This window comes from Aeromonas sp. 6P (assembly GCF_051919525.1).
GTDB classification, from domain to species: domain Bacteria; phylum Pseudomonadota; class Gammaproteobacteria; order Enterobacterales; family Aeromonadaceae; genus Aeromonas; species Aeromonas veronii.
Genome location: NZ_JBQBEO010000002.1, coordinates 825,793 through 841,212 on the forward strand (window position 1 = coordinate 825,793; position 15,420 = coordinate 841,212).

General features: G+C 60.5%; 14 protein-coding genes. 3 read left to right on the top strand and 11 right to left on the bottom strand.

Annotated elements, in window-relative coordinates; genetic code table 11:
- Positions 1-51: 51 nt before the first annotated feature.
- Positions 52-1,719, bottom strand: a complete 1,668-nt coding sequence (gene ettA, locus ACTG2J_RS04085) for an energy-dependent translational throttle protein EttA (RefSeq protein ID WP_005338959.1) — start codon at positions 1,717-1,719, stop codon at positions 52-54.
- Between the two features lie 242 nt (positions 1,720-1,961).
- Here ettA and ACTG2J_RS04090 point away from each other — a divergent pair, with 242 nt between their 5' ends.
- Positions 1,962-2,537, top strand: a complete 576-nt coding sequence (locus tag ACTG2J_RS04090) for a Crp/Fnr family transcriptional regulator (protein WP_439997222.1) — start codon at positions 1,962-1,964, stop codon at positions 2,535-2,537.
- A gap of 57 nt (positions 2,538-2,594) precedes the next feature.
- Positions 2,595-3,158, top strand: coding sequence for a YgjV family protein (locus tag ACTG2J_RS04095; protein ID WP_439997223.1), 564 nt, complete (start codon positions 2,595-2,597; stop codon positions 3,156-3,158).
- A gap of 8 nt (positions 3,159-3,166) precedes the next feature.
- Here the strand turns inward: ACTG2J_RS04095 and ACTG2J_RS04100 are convergent, their stop codons facing one another.
- The 5 genes from ACTG2J_RS04100 to ACTG2J_RS04120 all read right to left on the bottom strand — a co-directional run bounded on the left by ACTG2J_RS04100 (position 3,167) and on the right by ACTG2J_RS04120 (position 7,675).
- A complete protein-coding gene (locus tag ACTG2J_RS04100; RefSeq protein ID WP_113739081.1) occupies positions 3,167-4,021 on the bottom strand; it encodes a lytic transglycosylase domain-containing protein in 855 nt (284 codons plus the stop codon).
- 155 nt (positions 4,022-4,176) lie between these two features.
- Complete coding sequence (locus ACTG2J_RS04105; RefSeq protein WP_033114101.1) at positions 4,177-4,365, bottom strand: hypothetical protein; 189 nt, start codon at positions 4,363-4,365, stop codon at positions 4,177-4,179.
- Between the two features lie 204 nt (positions 4,366-4,569).
- Complete coding sequence (locus ACTG2J_RS04110) at positions 4,570-5,175, bottom strand: DUF2076 domain-containing protein (RefSeq protein WP_113739079.1); 606 nt, start codon at positions 5,173-5,175, stop codon at positions 4,570-4,572.
- Between the two features lie 110 nt (positions 5,176-5,285).
- The gene (locus ACTG2J_RS04115; RefSeq protein WP_113739078.1) at positions 5,286-6,299 is read right to left on the bottom strand and encodes an NAD-dependent epimerase; all 1,014 of its coding nucleotides are present in this window, start codon (positions 6,297-6,299) and stop codon (positions 5,286-5,288) included.
- Entirely contained in the window at positions 6,296-7,675 is a 1,380-nt protein-coding gene (locus ACTG2J_RS04120; protein WP_113739077.1) for a UDP-glucose dehydrogenase family protein, read from the bottom strand. The genes ACTG2J_RS04115 and ACTG2J_RS04120 overlap by 4 nt, the downstream gene beginning before the upstream one ends.
- A 243-nt stretch (positions 7,676-7,918) precedes the next feature.
- Between ACTG2J_RS04120 and ACTG2J_RS04125 the strand changes: the two genes are divergently transcribed.
- The gene (locus ACTG2J_RS04125) at positions 7,919-8,530 is read left to right on the top strand and encodes a YitT family protein (RefSeq protein WP_005349421.1); all 612 of its coding nucleotides are present in this window, start codon (positions 7,919-7,921) and stop codon (positions 8,528-8,530) included.
- Positions 8,531-8,631: 101 nt separating this feature from the next.
- On the opposite strand, the gene ACTG2J_RS04130 is transcribed toward ACTG2J_RS04125, so the two are convergent.
- From ACTG2J_RS04130 to ACTG2J_RS04150, 5 genes are all read right to left on the bottom strand, one after another.
- Positions 8,632-9,678, bottom strand: a complete 1,047-nt coding sequence (locus ACTG2J_RS04130) for an ABC transporter ATP-binding protein (protein WP_113739076.1) — start codon at positions 9,676-9,678, stop codon at positions 8,632-8,634.
- Complete coding sequence (locus ACTG2J_RS04135) at positions 9,675-10,733, bottom strand: ABC transporter ATP-binding protein (protein WP_439997224.1); 1,059 nt, start codon at positions 10,731-10,733, stop codon at positions 9,675-9,677. Before ACTG2J_RS04135 ends, ACTG2J_RS04130 begins: the two co-directional genes overlap by 4 nt.
- Positions 10,734-10,764: 31 nt before the next feature.
- Complete coding sequence (locus tag ACTG2J_RS04140; protein ID WP_113739074.1) at positions 10,765-12,582, bottom strand: extracellular solute-binding protein; 1,818 nt, start codon at positions 12,580-12,582, stop codon at positions 10,765-10,767.
- 149 nt (positions 12,583-12,731) lie between these two features.
- A complete protein-coding gene (locus tag ACTG2J_RS04145; RefSeq protein ID WP_013724081.1) occupies positions 12,732-13,775 on the bottom strand; it encodes an ABC transporter permease in 1,044 nt (347 codons plus the stop codon).
- A 109-nt stretch (positions 13,776-13,884) separates the two neighbouring features.
- Positions 13,885-14,910: an ABC transporter permease subunit gene (locus tag ACTG2J_RS04150; protein ID WP_439988974.1), complete on the bottom strand. Its 1,026-nt coding sequence runs from the start codon at positions 14,908-14,910 to the stop codon at positions 13,885-13,887.
- Between the last annotated feature and the right edge of the window lie 510 nt (positions 14,911-15,420).

Below are 15,420 nucleotides of genomic sequence, written 5' to 3' on the forward strand. Positions count from 1 at the left end.
CAAAAGGCAAGAGAAAGGGGAGCCGAAGCTCCCCTCAACACGCAGTCAGCCTTATTTGGCGATACGCTTATATTTAGCGCGGTGCGGTTGGATAGCCTCGGCGCCGTAGGTCTTCTTCTTCCACTCTTCGTATTCGGTAAAGTTACCTTCGAAGAACTCGATCTTGCCCTCATCCTGATAGTCCAGGATGTGAGTGGCGATACGGTCGAGGAACCAGCGGTCGTGGGAGATGACCATGGCACAACCCGGGAACTCCAGCAGGGCGTTCTCGAGGGCGCGCAGGGTTTCGATATCCAGATCGTTGGTCGGTTCATCCAGCAGCAGCACGTTGCCGCCGGTCTGCAGCAGCTTGGCCAGATGCAGACGACCACGTTCACCACCGGAGAGTTCGCCAACCCGCTTCTGCTGGTCGGAACCCTTGAAGTTGAAGCGGCCGATGTAGGCGCGGCTCGGGAACTCGTAGTTGCCGATGCGCAGAATATCCTGACCATCAGCGACCTCTTCGAATACCGTCTTCTTGTCATCCATGCTGTCGCGGAACTGATCGACAGAGGCCAGCACCACGGTTTCACCCAGGGTGATGGCGCCGGAATCCGGCTGCTCCTGACCCGACATCATGCGGAACAGGGTCGACTTACCGGCACCGTTCGGGCCGATGATGCCGACGATGGCACCCTTCGGAATGGCAAACGACAGATCGTCGATCAGCACCCGATCACCGTAGGATTTGCGCAGGTTGGCCACTTCCACCACCTTGTCGCCGAGGCGCGGTCCGGGCGGAATGAACAGCTCGTTGGTCTCGTTGCGCTTCTGGTAGTCGTTGGTGTTGAGTTCTTCGAAGCGAGCCATACGGGCCTTGGACTTGGCCTGACGGCCTTTCGGGTTTTGACGAACCCACTCCAGCTCTTTCTCGATGGACTTGCGACGGGCCGCTTCGGAACTGGCTTCCTGCGCCAGACGGGCGTCCTTCTGCTCCAGCCAAGAAGAGTAGTTGCCTTCCCACGGGATACCTTCGCCGCGGTCCAGCTCCAGGATCCAGCCTGCCACGTTGTCGAGGAAGTAACGGTCGTGGGTGATCGCCACTACAGTGCCTTCGTAGTCGTGCAGGAAGCGCTCCAGCCAGGCCACGGATTCCGCATCCAGGTGGTTGGTCGGTTCGTCCAGCAGCAGCATGTCCGGCTTTTCCAGCAGCAGACGGCACAGTGCCACACGGCGGCGCTCACCACCGGAGAGGTGCTTGATTTTGGCATCCCAGGCCGGCAGGCGCAGGGCATCGGCCGCACGCTCCAGCTGGTTTTCCATGTTGTGGCCACCCTGAGCCTGGATGATGGCTTCCAGCTCGCCCTGTTCGCGGGCCAGCTTGTCAAAGTCGGCATCCGGGTCGGCGTAGGCAGCATAGACCTCGTCCAGACGGGCCATGGCGCGTTTCACTTCGCCAACGGCCTCTTCGACCGCTTCGCGTACGGTCTGCTCCGGCTCAAGCTTCGGCTCCTGTGGCAGGTAGCCGATCTTGATGCCGGGCTGCGGACGGGCTTCCCCTTCGATCTCGGTGTCGATGCCCGCCATGATGCGCAGCAGGGTCGATTTACCGGCGCCGTTCAGACCCAGCACGCCGATCTTGGCGCCCGGGAAGAAGCTCAAGGAGATGTTCTTGAGAATATGACGCTTGGGCGGCACTACCTTGCCGACCCGGTTCATGGTGTAAATAAATTGAGCCATTGGCTAATTCTCTTCCTTTTCAGCAGGTTAATGTCTTGGCATTAACAGACTGATGTCGTGGTGGGGCCAGGTCGACACAGGTCAACCGGGTTCCAAAAAACCCGTCGATTGTAAACCAACGGACGAGGGGGGGCAAAGGTGGCACCCGGCTATGTCCCCCCTTTGCCGCAGCGGTCACGCCTTGCTGCATCAGCCGTGCAATTTGGGCATGATGTGGGCTGCCGTTTTGTTCCGGAGCCCTCATGAACCCATCTCCTCAAGCCCCCTCACTGGCCGCCTTTCTCTGCACAATGGGATTGGACGCTGCCCTGAGTGAAGCCATCAGCCTGCGCTTGCCACGGCTGACGTTGCGCGCCGGTCAGGCACTGTTGGCGCAAGGGGCAGAGCAGGACGCTGCCTTCTATATCGAAGCGGGCATCGCTCGCGCCAGCCACTACACCCGGGACGGACAGGAGCGCTGCAAGGAGTTCTACTTCGAAGGGGAGCTCTGCCTGCTCTATGACAGCTGGCTCACGGGATCGCTCGCCCGCTACCAGCTGGAGGCGCTGACGGCGCTGCAGGTGGTGCGGGTACCGCTCACCCTGCTGGATGAGCCCACCTGGCAGCCGGTTTGCATGGCCCTGCTACGCCAGCAGCTCGGTTACAAGGAGCGCAAGGAGGCGTTTTTGCTGCTCCACTCCCCCGAAGAGCGTTATCGGGAGCTCTGCCACACCTTCCCCCACTGGCCTGCGCGGCTCACTCAGGTGCAGCTCGCCAACTACATCGGCATCAGCCCGGTCACCCTGTCACGGATCCGCAGGCGCATTAACACGGGTTAATGCCGCTCTCCGACCATCCCCTCATGCTGCGCCATCCAAATGACGGATGAGGTGTGGATGATGTCGCTGTTTCTGTGGTCGCAGCTGGTGGTGAGCCTGGCCTTGCTGCTCGATCTGTTGTCGTTTCAGTTGCGGGATCGCCGCAGGATCCTGGCCTGTCTGGCCCTCTCCTGCGCCCTCAATGCCGGTCACTTTGCCCTGCTCGGGCAGTGGTCAGCCGCCAGCCTGTTGCTGCTGGCCAGCGTGCGCTTTGTTGTGAGTATCTGGCTGGTTCACCGCATCTTGATGTGGCTTTTCATGGGGTTGGCCTGTGCAGCGGCGCTGGCGACCTATCAGGGCCTGCTCTCATTGATCGGGCTGCTGGCTAGCCTGCTGCAAACCCGGGCCGCGTTTTGCCCGGATGATCGCCAACTGCGGCGCTGGATGTTGCTTGGCACCCTCTGCTGGCTGGTCAACAACCTGCTGGTGGGCTCTCCGGTCGCCGCGCTGATGGAGGGGATGTTTCTGGTCAGCAATCTGGTGGGTTACTACCGTCACTATGGCTTCGACTATTGGGGGCGTGGCCGCCACAGTGGCCGCAGAAAGAGGCGTGTGCCGCCTTCCGATCGGGCGAGCTTCTGATTTTCCGCTCAGGGCTGTTTGTGGCCAGCGAAGTAGAGCACCCGTTTCACATACTCCTGCGTCTCGTCATAGGGTGGGATCCCGCCATAGCGTTCCACCGCTTTTTCCCCGGCATTGTAGGCTGCCGAGATCAGTACCCAGTCGCCATCGAAGCGGCGATCCAGCCATTTGAGATAACTGACGCCGCCCTTGATGTTCTGGGCCGGATCGAATGGTCGGGTTACCCCGAACCGTTGCTGGGTTTCGGGGATCAGCTGCATCAGCCCCTGAGCATTCTTGGGTGAAACGGCGCGGCTGTTGAGATTGGATTCGGCGATGGCAATCGCCAGTACCAGCCGGGCATCCACCTTATGGTGTTTGGCGGCGTGACGGAGCATGGTGACCAACTTTTGCTTGGCGGGGGGTTGGCGGGCAACCCAGGAGTCGACATTGAAGGGGGTGGAGGGGAGCCCGGCCAGATAGCCACCCTGACCGCCACGGATCCCGATGCCGCACTGATCACCCATGGGAGCATTGCCGATGCGGGCGTTGTAGTAGCGGGCTGCCTGTCGGTTACCAAGGCGCATTGCCATGGCGAGGTAGCTGTTGGCCAGCTTTGCGCTGCGTACCGAGGCAGGGCCGGTGGCGAGCAGACGCCCGATCCGGAAGTAACCTTCGGGATTGCCGGTGCTGGCGGCTACGCAGTAGAGGGCTATCGCCTTTTGCAGATTGCCGCTGTGCTGGGCTGCCTGCCCCTGCCTGAGTGCCGTCATTGCCCTGGGGGCTTGTCTGAAATCCCTGCCCTGTGCCGTCTGCGGAATGCCCGCCAGTAGCGACGACAAAAAAAGCAGCAAAAACAGTCCGTTTTCGCTGATCTTCCCCATCGTTTATCTCCTGCTTGAGTAGAGAAGATATAGAGGAACATGGCTGCCATCGCCATGAAAGCAGTGGATCCTGTTGTTATAGCGGGGGGATTTCAGAGAGCAAAATGGTATGGAACTAACGGCATTGCGAGAGTTTCATACCATTTTTCATCGGGTTAGAAGTCGTGGTGATACTCATGCTCATCCAGGTCGGCGGGAGGAAGCGCGCGATAGAAGCTGCCAATTTCGCTGACAACCCAGAGCGAAAGCAGGATCAACATGCTGATAAGGGGAAGCAGGGTGTGGTTCTGGGTCAGGGCATAGGCCGCAATGGCGGCGCCAATCAGGAGAAGGGTTCGGATCATGAGGTGGCTCCTTGTCGTCATGGGGGTGTTGCGTGGCCACGGACAGAGCGCCTGGGGTCGGGAGTGTCTCCCGGGTGGCACGAAGCGCGCTGAGTATATCGCGTCATGCCGCTGCCGATCCGTGGTGTCATCACACTTTCCATAGTCATGGGGTTCGTATCGAGTTGAGCCCCGCCAGATGCGGGGCCAGTAATGGTTTGACGGTCAGAAGAAACCGCCGTTGTTATCGTCACTGTCGGCCCAGCCGCTACTCTGGCTATCGTCGTCGAGAAAATTACTGCCAGCATCGGGAGGTGAATCCCAGCCGTCCCAGCGTACCGGTTCCGCATCGACCGGATTGGCGATGGGCGCTGGCTCTATGATGTCGATGATCTCCTCGGGGCGGTTGTTGTGAAACAGTCCGCCGATCATATCGGCCAGCATCACGCCACCGGCCACACCGGCGGCGGTTTGCAGGGCGCCGCCCAAAAAGGAGCTGGCACGGGATGCTGGCTGGGCAGGAGCGGTTGCCGGTGGTGGCGTAAAGCGCGGGGGCGGGCTGCTTTCGCTAACAAACAGGCCGGAGAGAAAACTACCGCCGCTCGAACTGCGTTGGTTTGCCTCCAGCTCCTTGACTCGCTCGTTGAGGCGAGTAAGGGCTGCCTGCTGAATTAGCAGCGCCTGGGTCATGTAGTAGGGGGCATCGGGCAGTTCTGCCAGATGCTGGCGGATCAGCTGATCCGCTTGTGGGTCTCGCTTGCAATCCCTGGCTTGCGCTTGCTTGAGGCGGTCGAACAGTCCATCGATCAGACCCTGTTCCTGTTGTTGCATCTCAAATCCTCGCTATGGTGCGCAGACAGTGCGTTCAGCCATCCTAAAACCCGCGGGGCATCAGTGGTATCTGATTAACTCATCAATGACCGAGGGGCTACCCGCGCTCGTCAGCGGCCGGGCCGATAGTAGTCGAGATACCAGCGGACAAACTCGGCAACCCCCTGCTTGAGGGGCGTAGCGGGGCGCAGGCCGGTGAGGGTGTGTAGCGGCTCACTATCGGCCCAGGTGGCGTGCATGTCACCTGCCTGCATCGGCAGCATCCGCTTGATGGCGGGTTTGTCGATGGCCTCCTCCAGCGCCTCGATAAAATCGAGCAGCCGTACTGGCTGGCCGTTGCCAATATTGAGGATGCGGTAGGGGGCGGCACTCTCGGTCGCGCTCTGCTCGCTGGCGTGCCAATCGGAATTGGGGCGGGGCGGCTGGTCGGCCACGGCGAGGATCCCCGTGACGATGTCATCTATGTAGGTGAAGTCGCGGCTGAGATCGCCGTGGTTATAGACGTCGATAGGCTCTCCCGCGAGGATGGCGCGGGTGAACTTGATGATGGCCATGTCGGGGCGGCCCCAGGGGCCGTAGACGGTAAAGAAGCGCAGCCCTGTGGTGGGCAGGCCATAGAGCGCCGAGTAGGCGTGGGCCATCAGCTCGCCACTCTTCTTGGTGGCGGCGTAGAGGGAGACCGGGTGATCCACCTGCTGCGCGGTGGAGTAGGGCATCTGATCCCCCATGCCATAGACCGAGCTGGAGGAGGCGTAGATGAGGTGTTCGATCCCGTGGTGACGACACCCCTCCAGCACCGTCAGCATACCGGTGAGGTTGCTGTCGGCATAGGCGAACGGATTGTCGATGGAGTAGCGCACCCCCGCCTGCGCCCCCAGATGGATCACCCGCTCGAAGCGATGGTGGGCAAAGAGAGCCGCCATCGCCTCGCGATCCGCCAGATCCAGCCGCTCGAAGCGAAAATGGGGGAAACTGGCCAGTTGGGCCAGCCGTGCCTCTTTCAGACTCACCTCGTAGTAGTCGTTGAGGTTGTCGATCCCCACCACCTGATGGCCTGCCGCACAGAGCTGGCTGGCCACATGAAAGCCGATAAAACCGGCGACGCCGGTGACCAGATAGATCATGGTTGAATCTCCGGGTTGCAGCTGGTGTTGGCAGGCTGCTTTTTGGCGGGAAGATGTGGCCGCCCGATGGCGTGATAGTCAAGCCCGAGCTCGCAGAGCTGGCGGGGGTCATAGAGGTTGCGACCATCGATGATGACGGGCTGGTTGAGCAGGGCCTTTAGCTGCTGGAAATCGGGGGCGCGAAACGCCTGCCACTCGGTGCAGATGAGCAGGGCATCGGCCCCTTCCAGTGCCGCCTCCTGAGTCGGGCAGAGCAGCAGATCCGGCCGCTGGCCGTAGAGCTGGTGGGCGCGCTCCATCGCCTTGGGATCAAAGGCCTGCACCCGGCCACCGGCTGCCCAGATGGCGGCCAGCAGCGGGCGGCTCGGCGCATCGCGCATATCGTCGGTGCCGGGTTTGAACGCCAGCCCCCACAGGGCGAAGGTGCGGCCGCGCAGATCCGGCCCGAAGCGGGTCAGCAGGGTTTGCGCCATCTTCTGTTGCTGGCGCTGGTTGACCTGCTCTACCGCCGCTAAAAGCGGGGCATCGCAGCCGACACTCGCCGCGGTATGACGCAACGACTTGATATCTTTGGGGAAGCAGGAGCCGCCGTAGCCGCAGCCCGGGTAGATAAAGTGGTAACCGATGCGGGGATCTGCCCCCATCCCCTGGCGTACTGCCTCGATATCGGCACCCAGCTGCTCGGCGAGGGCAGCCATCTCGTTCATAAAGGAGATCTTGGTGGCCAGCATGGCGTTGGCGGCGTATTTGGTGAGCTCTGCGCTGCGCAGATCCATCACCACGATCCGGTCGTGATTACGGTTGAAGGGGGCGTAGAGGGTGCGCAACTGCTCAAGCGCCCGCTCGCTGTCACAGCCGATGATGATGCGGTCCGGCCGCATGCAGTCGTTGACCGCAGCTCCCTCCTTGAGAAACTCGGGATTGGCCGCCACCTCGCAGGCGAGGGGCAGCCCACGCACGGCCAACTGCTGCTCAATGTGTTCTCTTACTTGCTGCGCCGTGCCGACCGGCACAGTGCTTTTGGTCACCACCAGCTTGGGGCTGTTCATCAGTCGGCCTATGGTGTCGGCCACCGCCAGCACATGTTGCAGATCGGCCGAGCCATCCTCGTCAGCCGGGGTGCCCACGGCGATCAGCAGCAGGTCGGCGTGTGCCACGGCAATGGCGGGATTGGCCGTAAAATTCAGGCGGCCGCTGGCCAGATGGCTCTCGACCAGCGGGGCCAGCCCCGGCTCATAGAAGGGGATCTGCCCCAGCCTGAGGGCGGCGATCCGCTCGTCATCCACATCCACGCAGCAGACCTGATGGCCCACCTCGGCCAGAACGGCGGCCTGCACCAGCCCGACATAGCCTGTGCCAAAAATGGTGACCTTCATGAAAAGTGCCTCGTGCTGTGAATGGGGGGATGGCGTGCTTAAACCGCGGCATGCTGCATCTTGGTGCAGCGGGTGTCAATGCCAGATGACAGGCACCAGAATGGGGCGTTCAGCCTGACTGTTGTGATCCTTTTCACAAAAAATAGACTGGACCCCATAACGAAGCCCTGTGGACAGGGCTCGCAGCCCGCCCGCAACGGCAGGCGACAGACACTCTCTCTTTACTTCGCTTGGATACAGGTTATGGACAACACCTCGATTCGCACTGCTCATCCTATTTATGAGGATGTGCTGGCCCTGCTGACGGCGGCCGGCTTTGTTTCCCTCGGCATCTTTCTGTTTCATCAGGTTGGCCTGCTCACCGGCGGGACTGCCGGGCTGGCGCTGTTGTTGCAAAAGGTGACCGGCATCAGCTTCGGCCTGCTGTTTTTCGGCATCAACCTGCCCTTCTATGCGCTGGCATGGCTGCGGATGGGGCCACGTTTTACCTTCAACACCTTCGTCTCGGTGGCGGCGGTCTCCTACATGACCGATCACCTCAACGGGGTGTTGCAGATCGGAAAGATAGAGCCCCTCTATGCGGCGCTGATCGGCGGTACCCTGATTGGCATGGGGCTGCTCATCATGTTCCGTCACAAGTCGAGTCTGGGGGGCTTCAACATTCTGGCGCTCTTTATTCAGGATCGCTTTGGCATTCGGGCGGGCAAGCTGCAGATGGGGCTCGATTGTGCCATTGTTGTCGCCTCGTTTTTCGTGGTGCAGCCCTGGATCCTGGCGCTCTCCATCGTGGCGGCGGTCATCTGTAATCTGGTGTTGACACTCAACCATAAGCCGGGCCGCTACCAGATTGCCTGACGAGCGGCAGCCGTGACGCGATAAGACAAGAGTGACCCGATAGCACGAGGCGGCCTGATGGCCGCCTCGTCTGTTTCTCCCTTGGTGTTTGTTCGCTGCGCCTAGCTTGCCTGTTCCAGCCTGCTGTCGCCGCTCATGGCGTTGCCATTGATCGCGCTGCCACTGATGGCGTGATCATCAGCTGCGAGCGGGGTGTGGCAGGCCACTTGATGATGGGACTCATCACACGCCTCAAGCTTGGGTGCCTTGCTTTTGCACAACGCGGTCGCATGGGGGCAGCGCTGGTGGAAGTGGCAGCCGCTTGGCGGCGAGATGGGGGAGGGCACATCGCCGGTCAGCAGAATGCGCTGGCTGCGCCTGCGCGGGTCCGGTACCGGAATGGCAGAGATCAGCGCCTGGGTGTAAGGGTGGCGTGGCGCCAGATAGAGCGACTGGGCATCCGCCAGCTCGACGATCCGTCCCAGATACATCACCGCAATCCGATCCGAGATGTGTTTGACCACCGACAGATCGTGGGCGATGAAAATGATGGAGAGGTTCATCTCCCGCTGCAGGCTGAGCAGCAGGTTGACGATCTGCGACTGCACCGAGACATCGAGGGCCGAGACCGCCTCGTCGCACACCAGCAGCTTGGGCTTGAGGGCGATGGCGCGGGCGATGCCGATCCGCTGGCGCTGACCGCCGGAGAACTCGTGGGGGTAGCGATCCACCGCGCTGCCCGACAGGCCCACTTTTGCCAGCAGCTCCTGCACCCAGCCGCGCCGCTGTTCAGTGTTGCCTTTACCGTGGATGATAAAGGGCTCCTCCAAAATCTGGCCCACGGTGTGGCGGCTGTTGAGGGATTCTGCAGGGTCCTGAAACACCATCTGCATCTCCTGACGCAGGGATCGCATCTCCTTCGGGCTGAGGGCGGTGATGTCGCGCCCCTCGAAGGTGATTGTGCCCGCGGTCGGCTCGAACAGCTTGAGCAGGCTGCGTCCGAGGGTGGACTTGCCGCAGCCCGATTCACCCACCAGCCCCAGCGTCTCCCCCTGTTTCAGGTCGAAGCTGATGCCATCCACCGCGTGAACCGTATATTGCTTGCGCAGGAACCCGCCTCCCAGCCGGAAGTGCTGTTTCAGATCCCTGACCGATAACAGAGTGCTCATGGGGTCAACTCCTTCCAGTAGTGACAGGCGACATGGTGGCGCGGATTGAGTTGCTCCACCGCCGGAATGGCGCTGACACAGAGGTCGGTCGCATGGGGGCAACGGTTGGAGAAACGGCAGCCAGCGGGCATTTCGTGCAGGGCTGGTACCTGTCCCTTGATGGTCTTGAGCAGGCTCTTGGGCTGATCCTCGAGGCGAGGGATCGAGCTCATCAAGCCGTGGGTATAGGGGTGACGGGGGTGGTCAAACAGCTCGAACACGTCGGCCTGCTCCACCGCGCGGCCGGCGTACATCACCACCACTTCGTCGCACAGCTCTGCAACCACCCCCAGATCGTGGGTGATAAAGATGATGGCCATCCCGGTCTGGGTTTGCAGCTCTTTCATCAGTTCGAGGATCTGGGCCTGAATGGTGACATCCAGCGCCGTGGTCGGCTCGTCGCAGATAAGCAGGTCAGGCTCGCAGGAGAGCGCCATGGCGATCATCACCCGTTGGCGCATACCGCCGGAGAGGTTGTGGGGATAGACCGCAAAGCGCTGGGCCGGTTCCGGGATACCCACCTTCTGCAGCATGGCGATGGCTGCGGCTTTGCGCTGGGCCTTGTCATACTCGGGGCGGTGGAGGCGAAACACCTCCATCAGCTGCTCACCGACCGTCTGCACCGGGTTGAGGGCCGTCATCGGCTCCTGAAAGATCATCGAGATGCGGTTGCCGCGCACCTTGTACATCTGATCTGGTGCAAGCGACAGCAGCTCCTCCCCCTGAAAGCGGATGGAGCCTGCTACCACCTGACCATGGGGCTTGGGCAAGAGCCCCATGATGGCGAGTGAGGTAACGCTCTTGCCACAGCCAGACTCGCCGACGATCCCCAGCGTCTGACCCGGGGCCACCTTGAAGCTGACCCCGTCGAGCACCTTGATCTTGCCGTCGTCGACGGCGAACTCCACCTCGAGATCGCGTACTTCGAGGATTGGGGCCTGGTGCTGGCCGTTATCAGCGGCGAACTCCCCCCCGTTATCCGGTACGTCAAGAATGGGGGCCTGAGTGTTGGGCATAACGGCTGCTCCCTTCGCAATGGCCTGAATATCAATGACGTGCATAGGTCTTGTCGAGCAGGTTGATGGGCGCCAGCGCCTCCCCTGCCTCCTTGGCGTTGCGGCTCTCTTCCTTCACCTTGGGATCGAGCCAGAGCAGACCGCCACTACTGTGAGGATAACCGTCCATCGGCCAGTAGAGCAGATCCGGCGTGTTCTTGGTGGCAGGCACCTCCGGCAGCATCACATAACGCCAGCTGCTGGCCCGCACATAGTTGAGCTGCACCCCGGGCACGAAGATGGCGAGGTCATAGATGCGCTGCTGGATCTGCTGGGAGAGCTTGGCCCGTTTGGCCATGTCGAATTCGACGTTGTAGGCATCGATCAGCGCGTCCAGCTCCTTGTCCGCTACGTTGAACAGGTTGTTGGTCTGCGGTTTGTTGGCGTTGGCGGAGTGGAAAAACTCCCAATATTGCGGATAGAGACCGCCGCCGCCCCAACCGAGCCAGGCCGCTTCGTGTTTCTTCTCCAGCATCACCTTGAAGCCGGTGGCCCCATCCACCAGATTGAGCTCCAGATCCAGACCCGCCTTCTTGGCCTCCTCTTTCAGCACGGTCAGGCGCTTGGAGTGCTCCTGACTGGTGTAGGTGAGTGCCAGCGTCAGCCGCTCCCCCTTCTCATTTTGCAGGATGCCGTCCGGCCCCGGCTTGTTGTAGCCGCCCTTGGCAAAGTACTCCCGCGCCTTGCCAATGTCATAAGCCCGCTGTGGCAGCGTGATGTCAGTGAACGCGCCAAAGCCCGAGTCAAAGGTGGTGGCTCTGTCATAGTCGCCGCGCAGCACGGTTTTAATCATCTTGTCGATGTTGAAGGCGTGCTGGATGCCGAGCCGCACGTTCACGTCCGCCAGCTTGGGGTTGGCCACATTGAGGTGAACCCCCTGTCCGCCCTGTTTGGTATCGGTCATGGCCATCACTTTCTGCACGTAGCCTTTTTTGTACTCCGGGGTGACCGCTTTTTCATGCCACCAGTTGGGCAGGATCATCTCGAAGGTATCGATCTCCCCTTTCAGGAAGTGGCGGAAGGCGATGTTGTGGTCGCGGATCACTTGCACCTTGATGGTGTCGATGTTGAATCTGTGCTGGTTGTAGCGATCGTCTTTTGCCCACCAATCCTTCTGCTTTCTGAAGGTGACCGACTTGCCCTTCTTGACGTTGCTGATCACGTAGGGGCCTGTGGTGGGCACCACGGCCCAGTTGTACTGCTTCACCCAGTTGGGGGTCAGCTTGTAGTAGTGCTTGGGCTGGGGCCACAGCTCGGTGGTGTTGAGCAGGTCCATCTTGGCCTTGCGGTTGCCCGCTTTGACCATAATGGTGTGATCATCGATCTTCTCTACCGCGACCACTTCAGTGGTGTAGTAGTTGTTGAACCAGGGCCCCTTGATGTGCTTGGAGCGCATCATCTCGTAGCCGAAGGTGTAGTCGTCTGCATTGACCGGCTTGCCATCCGACCATTTGGCGCGGGGATCCAGCTTGAAGTAGACGGTCTGGCTGTCTGGCGCGATGGCCCAGTGGGTCGCCAGCGAGGGAATGGGGTTGCCGGTATTGGGGTGGAAGCTGATGAGCCGCAGCTGGTTATCGAGAATAAAGGAGCGGAACGAACCGTTGGAGTCCGGCCCCACGGTGCGAAACGTCAGCGGAAAGCTGTCCACAAACATATTGAGGCTGCCGCCCGGCAGCGCCTTGGGGGAGGCGAACACCGGATCCGTGTCGTTGGTCTCCCATTTGAGATCCGCGGGCAGGCTGGCCGCCCAGACCCAGGATCCGTTTACCAGCACAAAGAGAGCACCTATCCATTTGATTTTATTTTTCATGTTTGACTTCCAGGTCTGGCCCCTGCACTGGGGGTCTTGATTGATAACGGGATTATCCCTTGCTCCCGGGACCGCCGATGGCGGCGGCCCGTCCTTCATTAATCACTGTTCGTTATCCGGCGCCTGCCGATGCGCTGGCATCGTCTGGCTTATTGGTAACGGGTAAATTTGCGCGGATCGAACGCCTCGCGGATCGCCTCACCGATAAAGGAGACCATGATCAGCACCAGACTCACCGCTGCCACCACTGAGCTGACGATCCAGATGGCATCCAGATTGTTGATGCCCTGGGAGAGCAGCTCCCCCCAGCTCGGGGTCGGCGGTGCCAGCCCGAAGCCCAGATAGTCGAGTGCTGTCAGGGTGGAGATATTGCCCACCACGGCGAACGGCGCCAGAGTGACGATCATCATCAGGGTGTTGGGCAGGATGTGGTTGAAGATGATCCGCCCGGTGGTCGCCCCTTGTGCCCGCGCCGCCATCACATAGTCCCGTGCCCGCTCCTTGTAGGTGAGGGTGCGCATATACCAGGTGATCCCCATCCAGCCGAACAGCACGTTGATGGCGACAAACAGGCCAAAGTTGGGCTTGGCCAGCGACACCAGGATCATGATGACGTAGAGAAACGGCACCTGGGACCAGATCTCGATAAAGCGTTGCAGAATGAGGTCAAAGCGGCCGCCGAGAAAGCCCATCAGGCAGCCGATGGTGACCCCGATTGCATAACTGGCCGCCAGCGCGATAAAGGCAAAGCCGATGGCGATGCGAAAGCCGTAAACCAGCCGAGCCAGCACGTCGCGGCCGCTGGTGTCGGTGCCGAGGAAGTGGCGCTCGGCCGCGCTGGGGGCGTAGGGCGGGTAGGCATCCTCCTTGAAATCCTGCTCGTAGGGGTTCCAGGGTACCGGCGGCAGCAGCACCCAGTCGCCCTGGCCCTCTGCGGCAAACTTGGCCTTGAGCTGGCGGTAGTTGGTTTCGTACTCGTAATCGAGCCCGAACTGCTGGCCGGGGATCACATCGCCATAGGTGGGGAAGTGCAACTGTCCCTGATAGCTCACCATCAGTGCCCGGCTGTTGACCAGCAGCTCCGCCAGCAGGGAGAGCAGCACCAGGGTGGTGAAGATGATGAAGGAGTAGTAACCGCGCTTGATCGACTTGAAGCGCTTGAGTTTTTTCAAGGTAACCGGATTGAGCTTCATGGTCAGTCTCCAAACCGCACGCGGGGGTCAACAGAGGGTGCAACACAGATATCGGAGACGATATGGCGTGATATCAGCATCGGCATGGCAATAGAGGTCTGGTTCATGGTCAATCTCCAAACCGTACGCGCGGATCAACCAGGGCCACGCAGATATCGGAGACGATATTGCCAATCAGCATCAGCATGGAGGTGATGGCCAGAATGCCCATGACGGTGGGGTAATCCCGCTCGACGATCGCCTCGTAACCGAGCAGGCCGATGCCGTCGATGTTGAAGATGGTCTCGATGAGGAAGGAGCCGCCAAAGAAAACGGTGAGCACAGACCCCAGGTGACTGGCGATGGGGATCAGGCTGTTGCGCATGGCATGGTCGGTGACCGCCTTGCGAAACGGCAACCCCTTGGCCACCGCAGTACGCACATAATCGGCCGACAGGTTCTCCATCAGGCTGTTTTTCATGGTCATGGTGAGGATGGCGAAATCGCCGATGGCGTAGGCGATAAGCGGCAGCAGGGCGTGGGCAAAGACGGTGCGGATCTGATCCCAGCTGCTCTCCATGTATTCAAAGTCGTCCCCCGGAAAACCACCCATCGGCAGCCACTCCAGATGGAAGGCGAAGACGGTGATGAGGAAGATCCCCACCACGTAGGCTGGCAGGGCATAGGCCATGTAGATAAGCATGGAGCTTAACGAGTCGAAGCGGCTGTTGTGCCTGAGCGCCTTCGCCACACCTAGCGGAATGGAGACCGCATAGCTCAGCAGAAAGGTCGCCAGCCCGAAGAAGGCGGTGACGGGGAGTCGCTCCTTGATGAGATCCCACACCGGCTCGTAGTAGCGGGTCGATTCGCCCAGATCCATCACCGCCAGCTTCTGCAGCCACTCCCAGTAGGCGACCAGCATGGGCTTGTCGAGGCCATAGAAGGCCTTGAGCTCCTCGATCTGTTCATCGGAGAGGGCCTGTGCCCCCTTGCTGCCACTGGAGCGGCCGGATTCATTCTGGGAAACCTGGGCTTGCAGCAGCATGCGTTCGACCGGTCCACCCGGCACGAAACGGGTGATGCTGAAGACGAGCAGGGTGATACCGAGAAACGTCGGGATGATCAAAAGCATCCGGCGTAGGAAATACGACAGCATGGTGGAACCTCGTCCTTGTGTTGTTCTGTTGCAGCTAGTCACATCCGGTGTATGGCACGCATCGTGCTGCTGATTATTGGTAAACATAAGCCCAAACTAGATCAATCAAATAATCATGGTTGGAAGGGTAACGTGCCATCTTTCACGCCAATTAAGCTGCCACCGTCAGCATTGGCTTGTTTCCCCGGATGCGACAAACGTTTTAGCTAGGGCTGCAACCGTGACACAAGGTGGCGCTGCGCTGTGGTTGACGGGGGCTTGGGTGGCTCGCTGACTGGCGGGCAGTGCCATTCATCTTTCACTCAGCTGCGACTTGCCAGTGTGGCTTTTGCCCTGTTGATAAGCGTCACATCGAAAACGGCTACTTTTAACAAGAAAAGCAACATATGGAAGTTGAAATTTTGGCCGACTCAGGAAAGAATGCGCGCTCGGTTATTGGCGTCGTGGGGCAGGTTGACCCGCCACCGGCAGACCGAGGATGAGACGGCCCCCGGCCCATTTGGTACAGGA

What these genes read in the sequence shown, in the direction of transcription:
- ACTG2J_RS04125 (WP_005349421.1), top strand. Translation starts at nt 7,919, where the DNA reads ATGGACAACACCTCGATTCGCACTGCTCATCCTATTTATGAGGATGTG.
- ACTG2J_RS04150 (WP_439988974.1), bottom strand. Translation starts at nt 14,910, where the DNA reads ATGCTGTCGTATTTCCTACGCCGGATGCTTTTGATCATCCCGACGTTT.
- ACTG2J_RS04130 (WP_113739076.1), bottom strand. Translation starts at nt 9,678, where the DNA reads ATGAGCACTCTGTTATCGGTCAGGGATCTGAAACAGCACTTCCGGCTG.
- ACTG2J_RS04110 (WP_113739079.1), bottom strand. Translation starts at nt 5,175, where the DNA reads ATGCAACAACAGGAACAGGGTCTGATCGATGGACTGTTCGACCGCCTC.
- ACTG2J_RS04140 (WP_113739074.1), bottom strand. Translation starts at nt 12,582, where the DNA reads ATGAAAAATAAAATCAAATGGATAGGTGCTCTCTTTGTGCTGGTAAAC.
- ACTG2J_RS04095 (WP_439997223.1), top strand. Translation starts at nt 2,595, where the DNA reads ATGATGTCGCTGTTTCTGTGGTCGCAGCTGGTGGTGAGCCTGGCCTTG.
- ACTG2J_RS04090 (WP_439997222.1), top strand. Translation starts at nt 1,962, where the DNA reads ATGAACCCATCTCCTCAAGCCCCCTCACTGGCCGCCTTTCTCTGCACA.
- ACTG2J_RS04115 (WP_113739078.1), bottom strand. Translation starts at nt 6,299, where the DNA reads ATGATCTATCTGGTCACCGGCGTCGCCGGTTTTATCGGCTTTCATGTG.
- ACTG2J_RS04145 (WP_013724081.1), bottom strand. Translation starts at nt 13,775, where the DNA reads ATGAAGCTCAATCCGGTTACCTTGAAAAAACTCAAGCGCTTCAAGTCG.
- ACTG2J_RS04120 (WP_113739077.1), bottom strand. Translation starts at nt 7,675, where the DNA reads ATGAAGGTCACCATTTTTGGCACAGGCTATGTCGGGCTGGTGCAGGCC.
- ettA (WP_005338959.1), bottom strand. Translation starts at nt 1,719, where the DNA reads ATGGCTCAATTTATTTACACCATGAACCGGGTCGGCAAGGTAGTGCCG.
- ACTG2J_RS04135 (WP_439997224.1), bottom strand. Translation starts at nt 10,733, where the DNA reads ATGCCCAACACTCAGGCCCCCATTCTTGACGTACCGGATAACGGGGGG.
- ACTG2J_RS04100 (WP_113739081.1), bottom strand. Translation starts at nt 4,021, where the DNA reads ATGGGGAAGATCAGCGAAAACGGACTGTTTTTGCTGCTTTTTTTGTCG.
- ACTG2J_RS04105 (WP_033114101.1), bottom strand. Translation starts at nt 4,365, where the DNA reads ATGATCCGAACCCTTCTCCTGATTGGCGCCGCCATTGCGGCCTATGCC.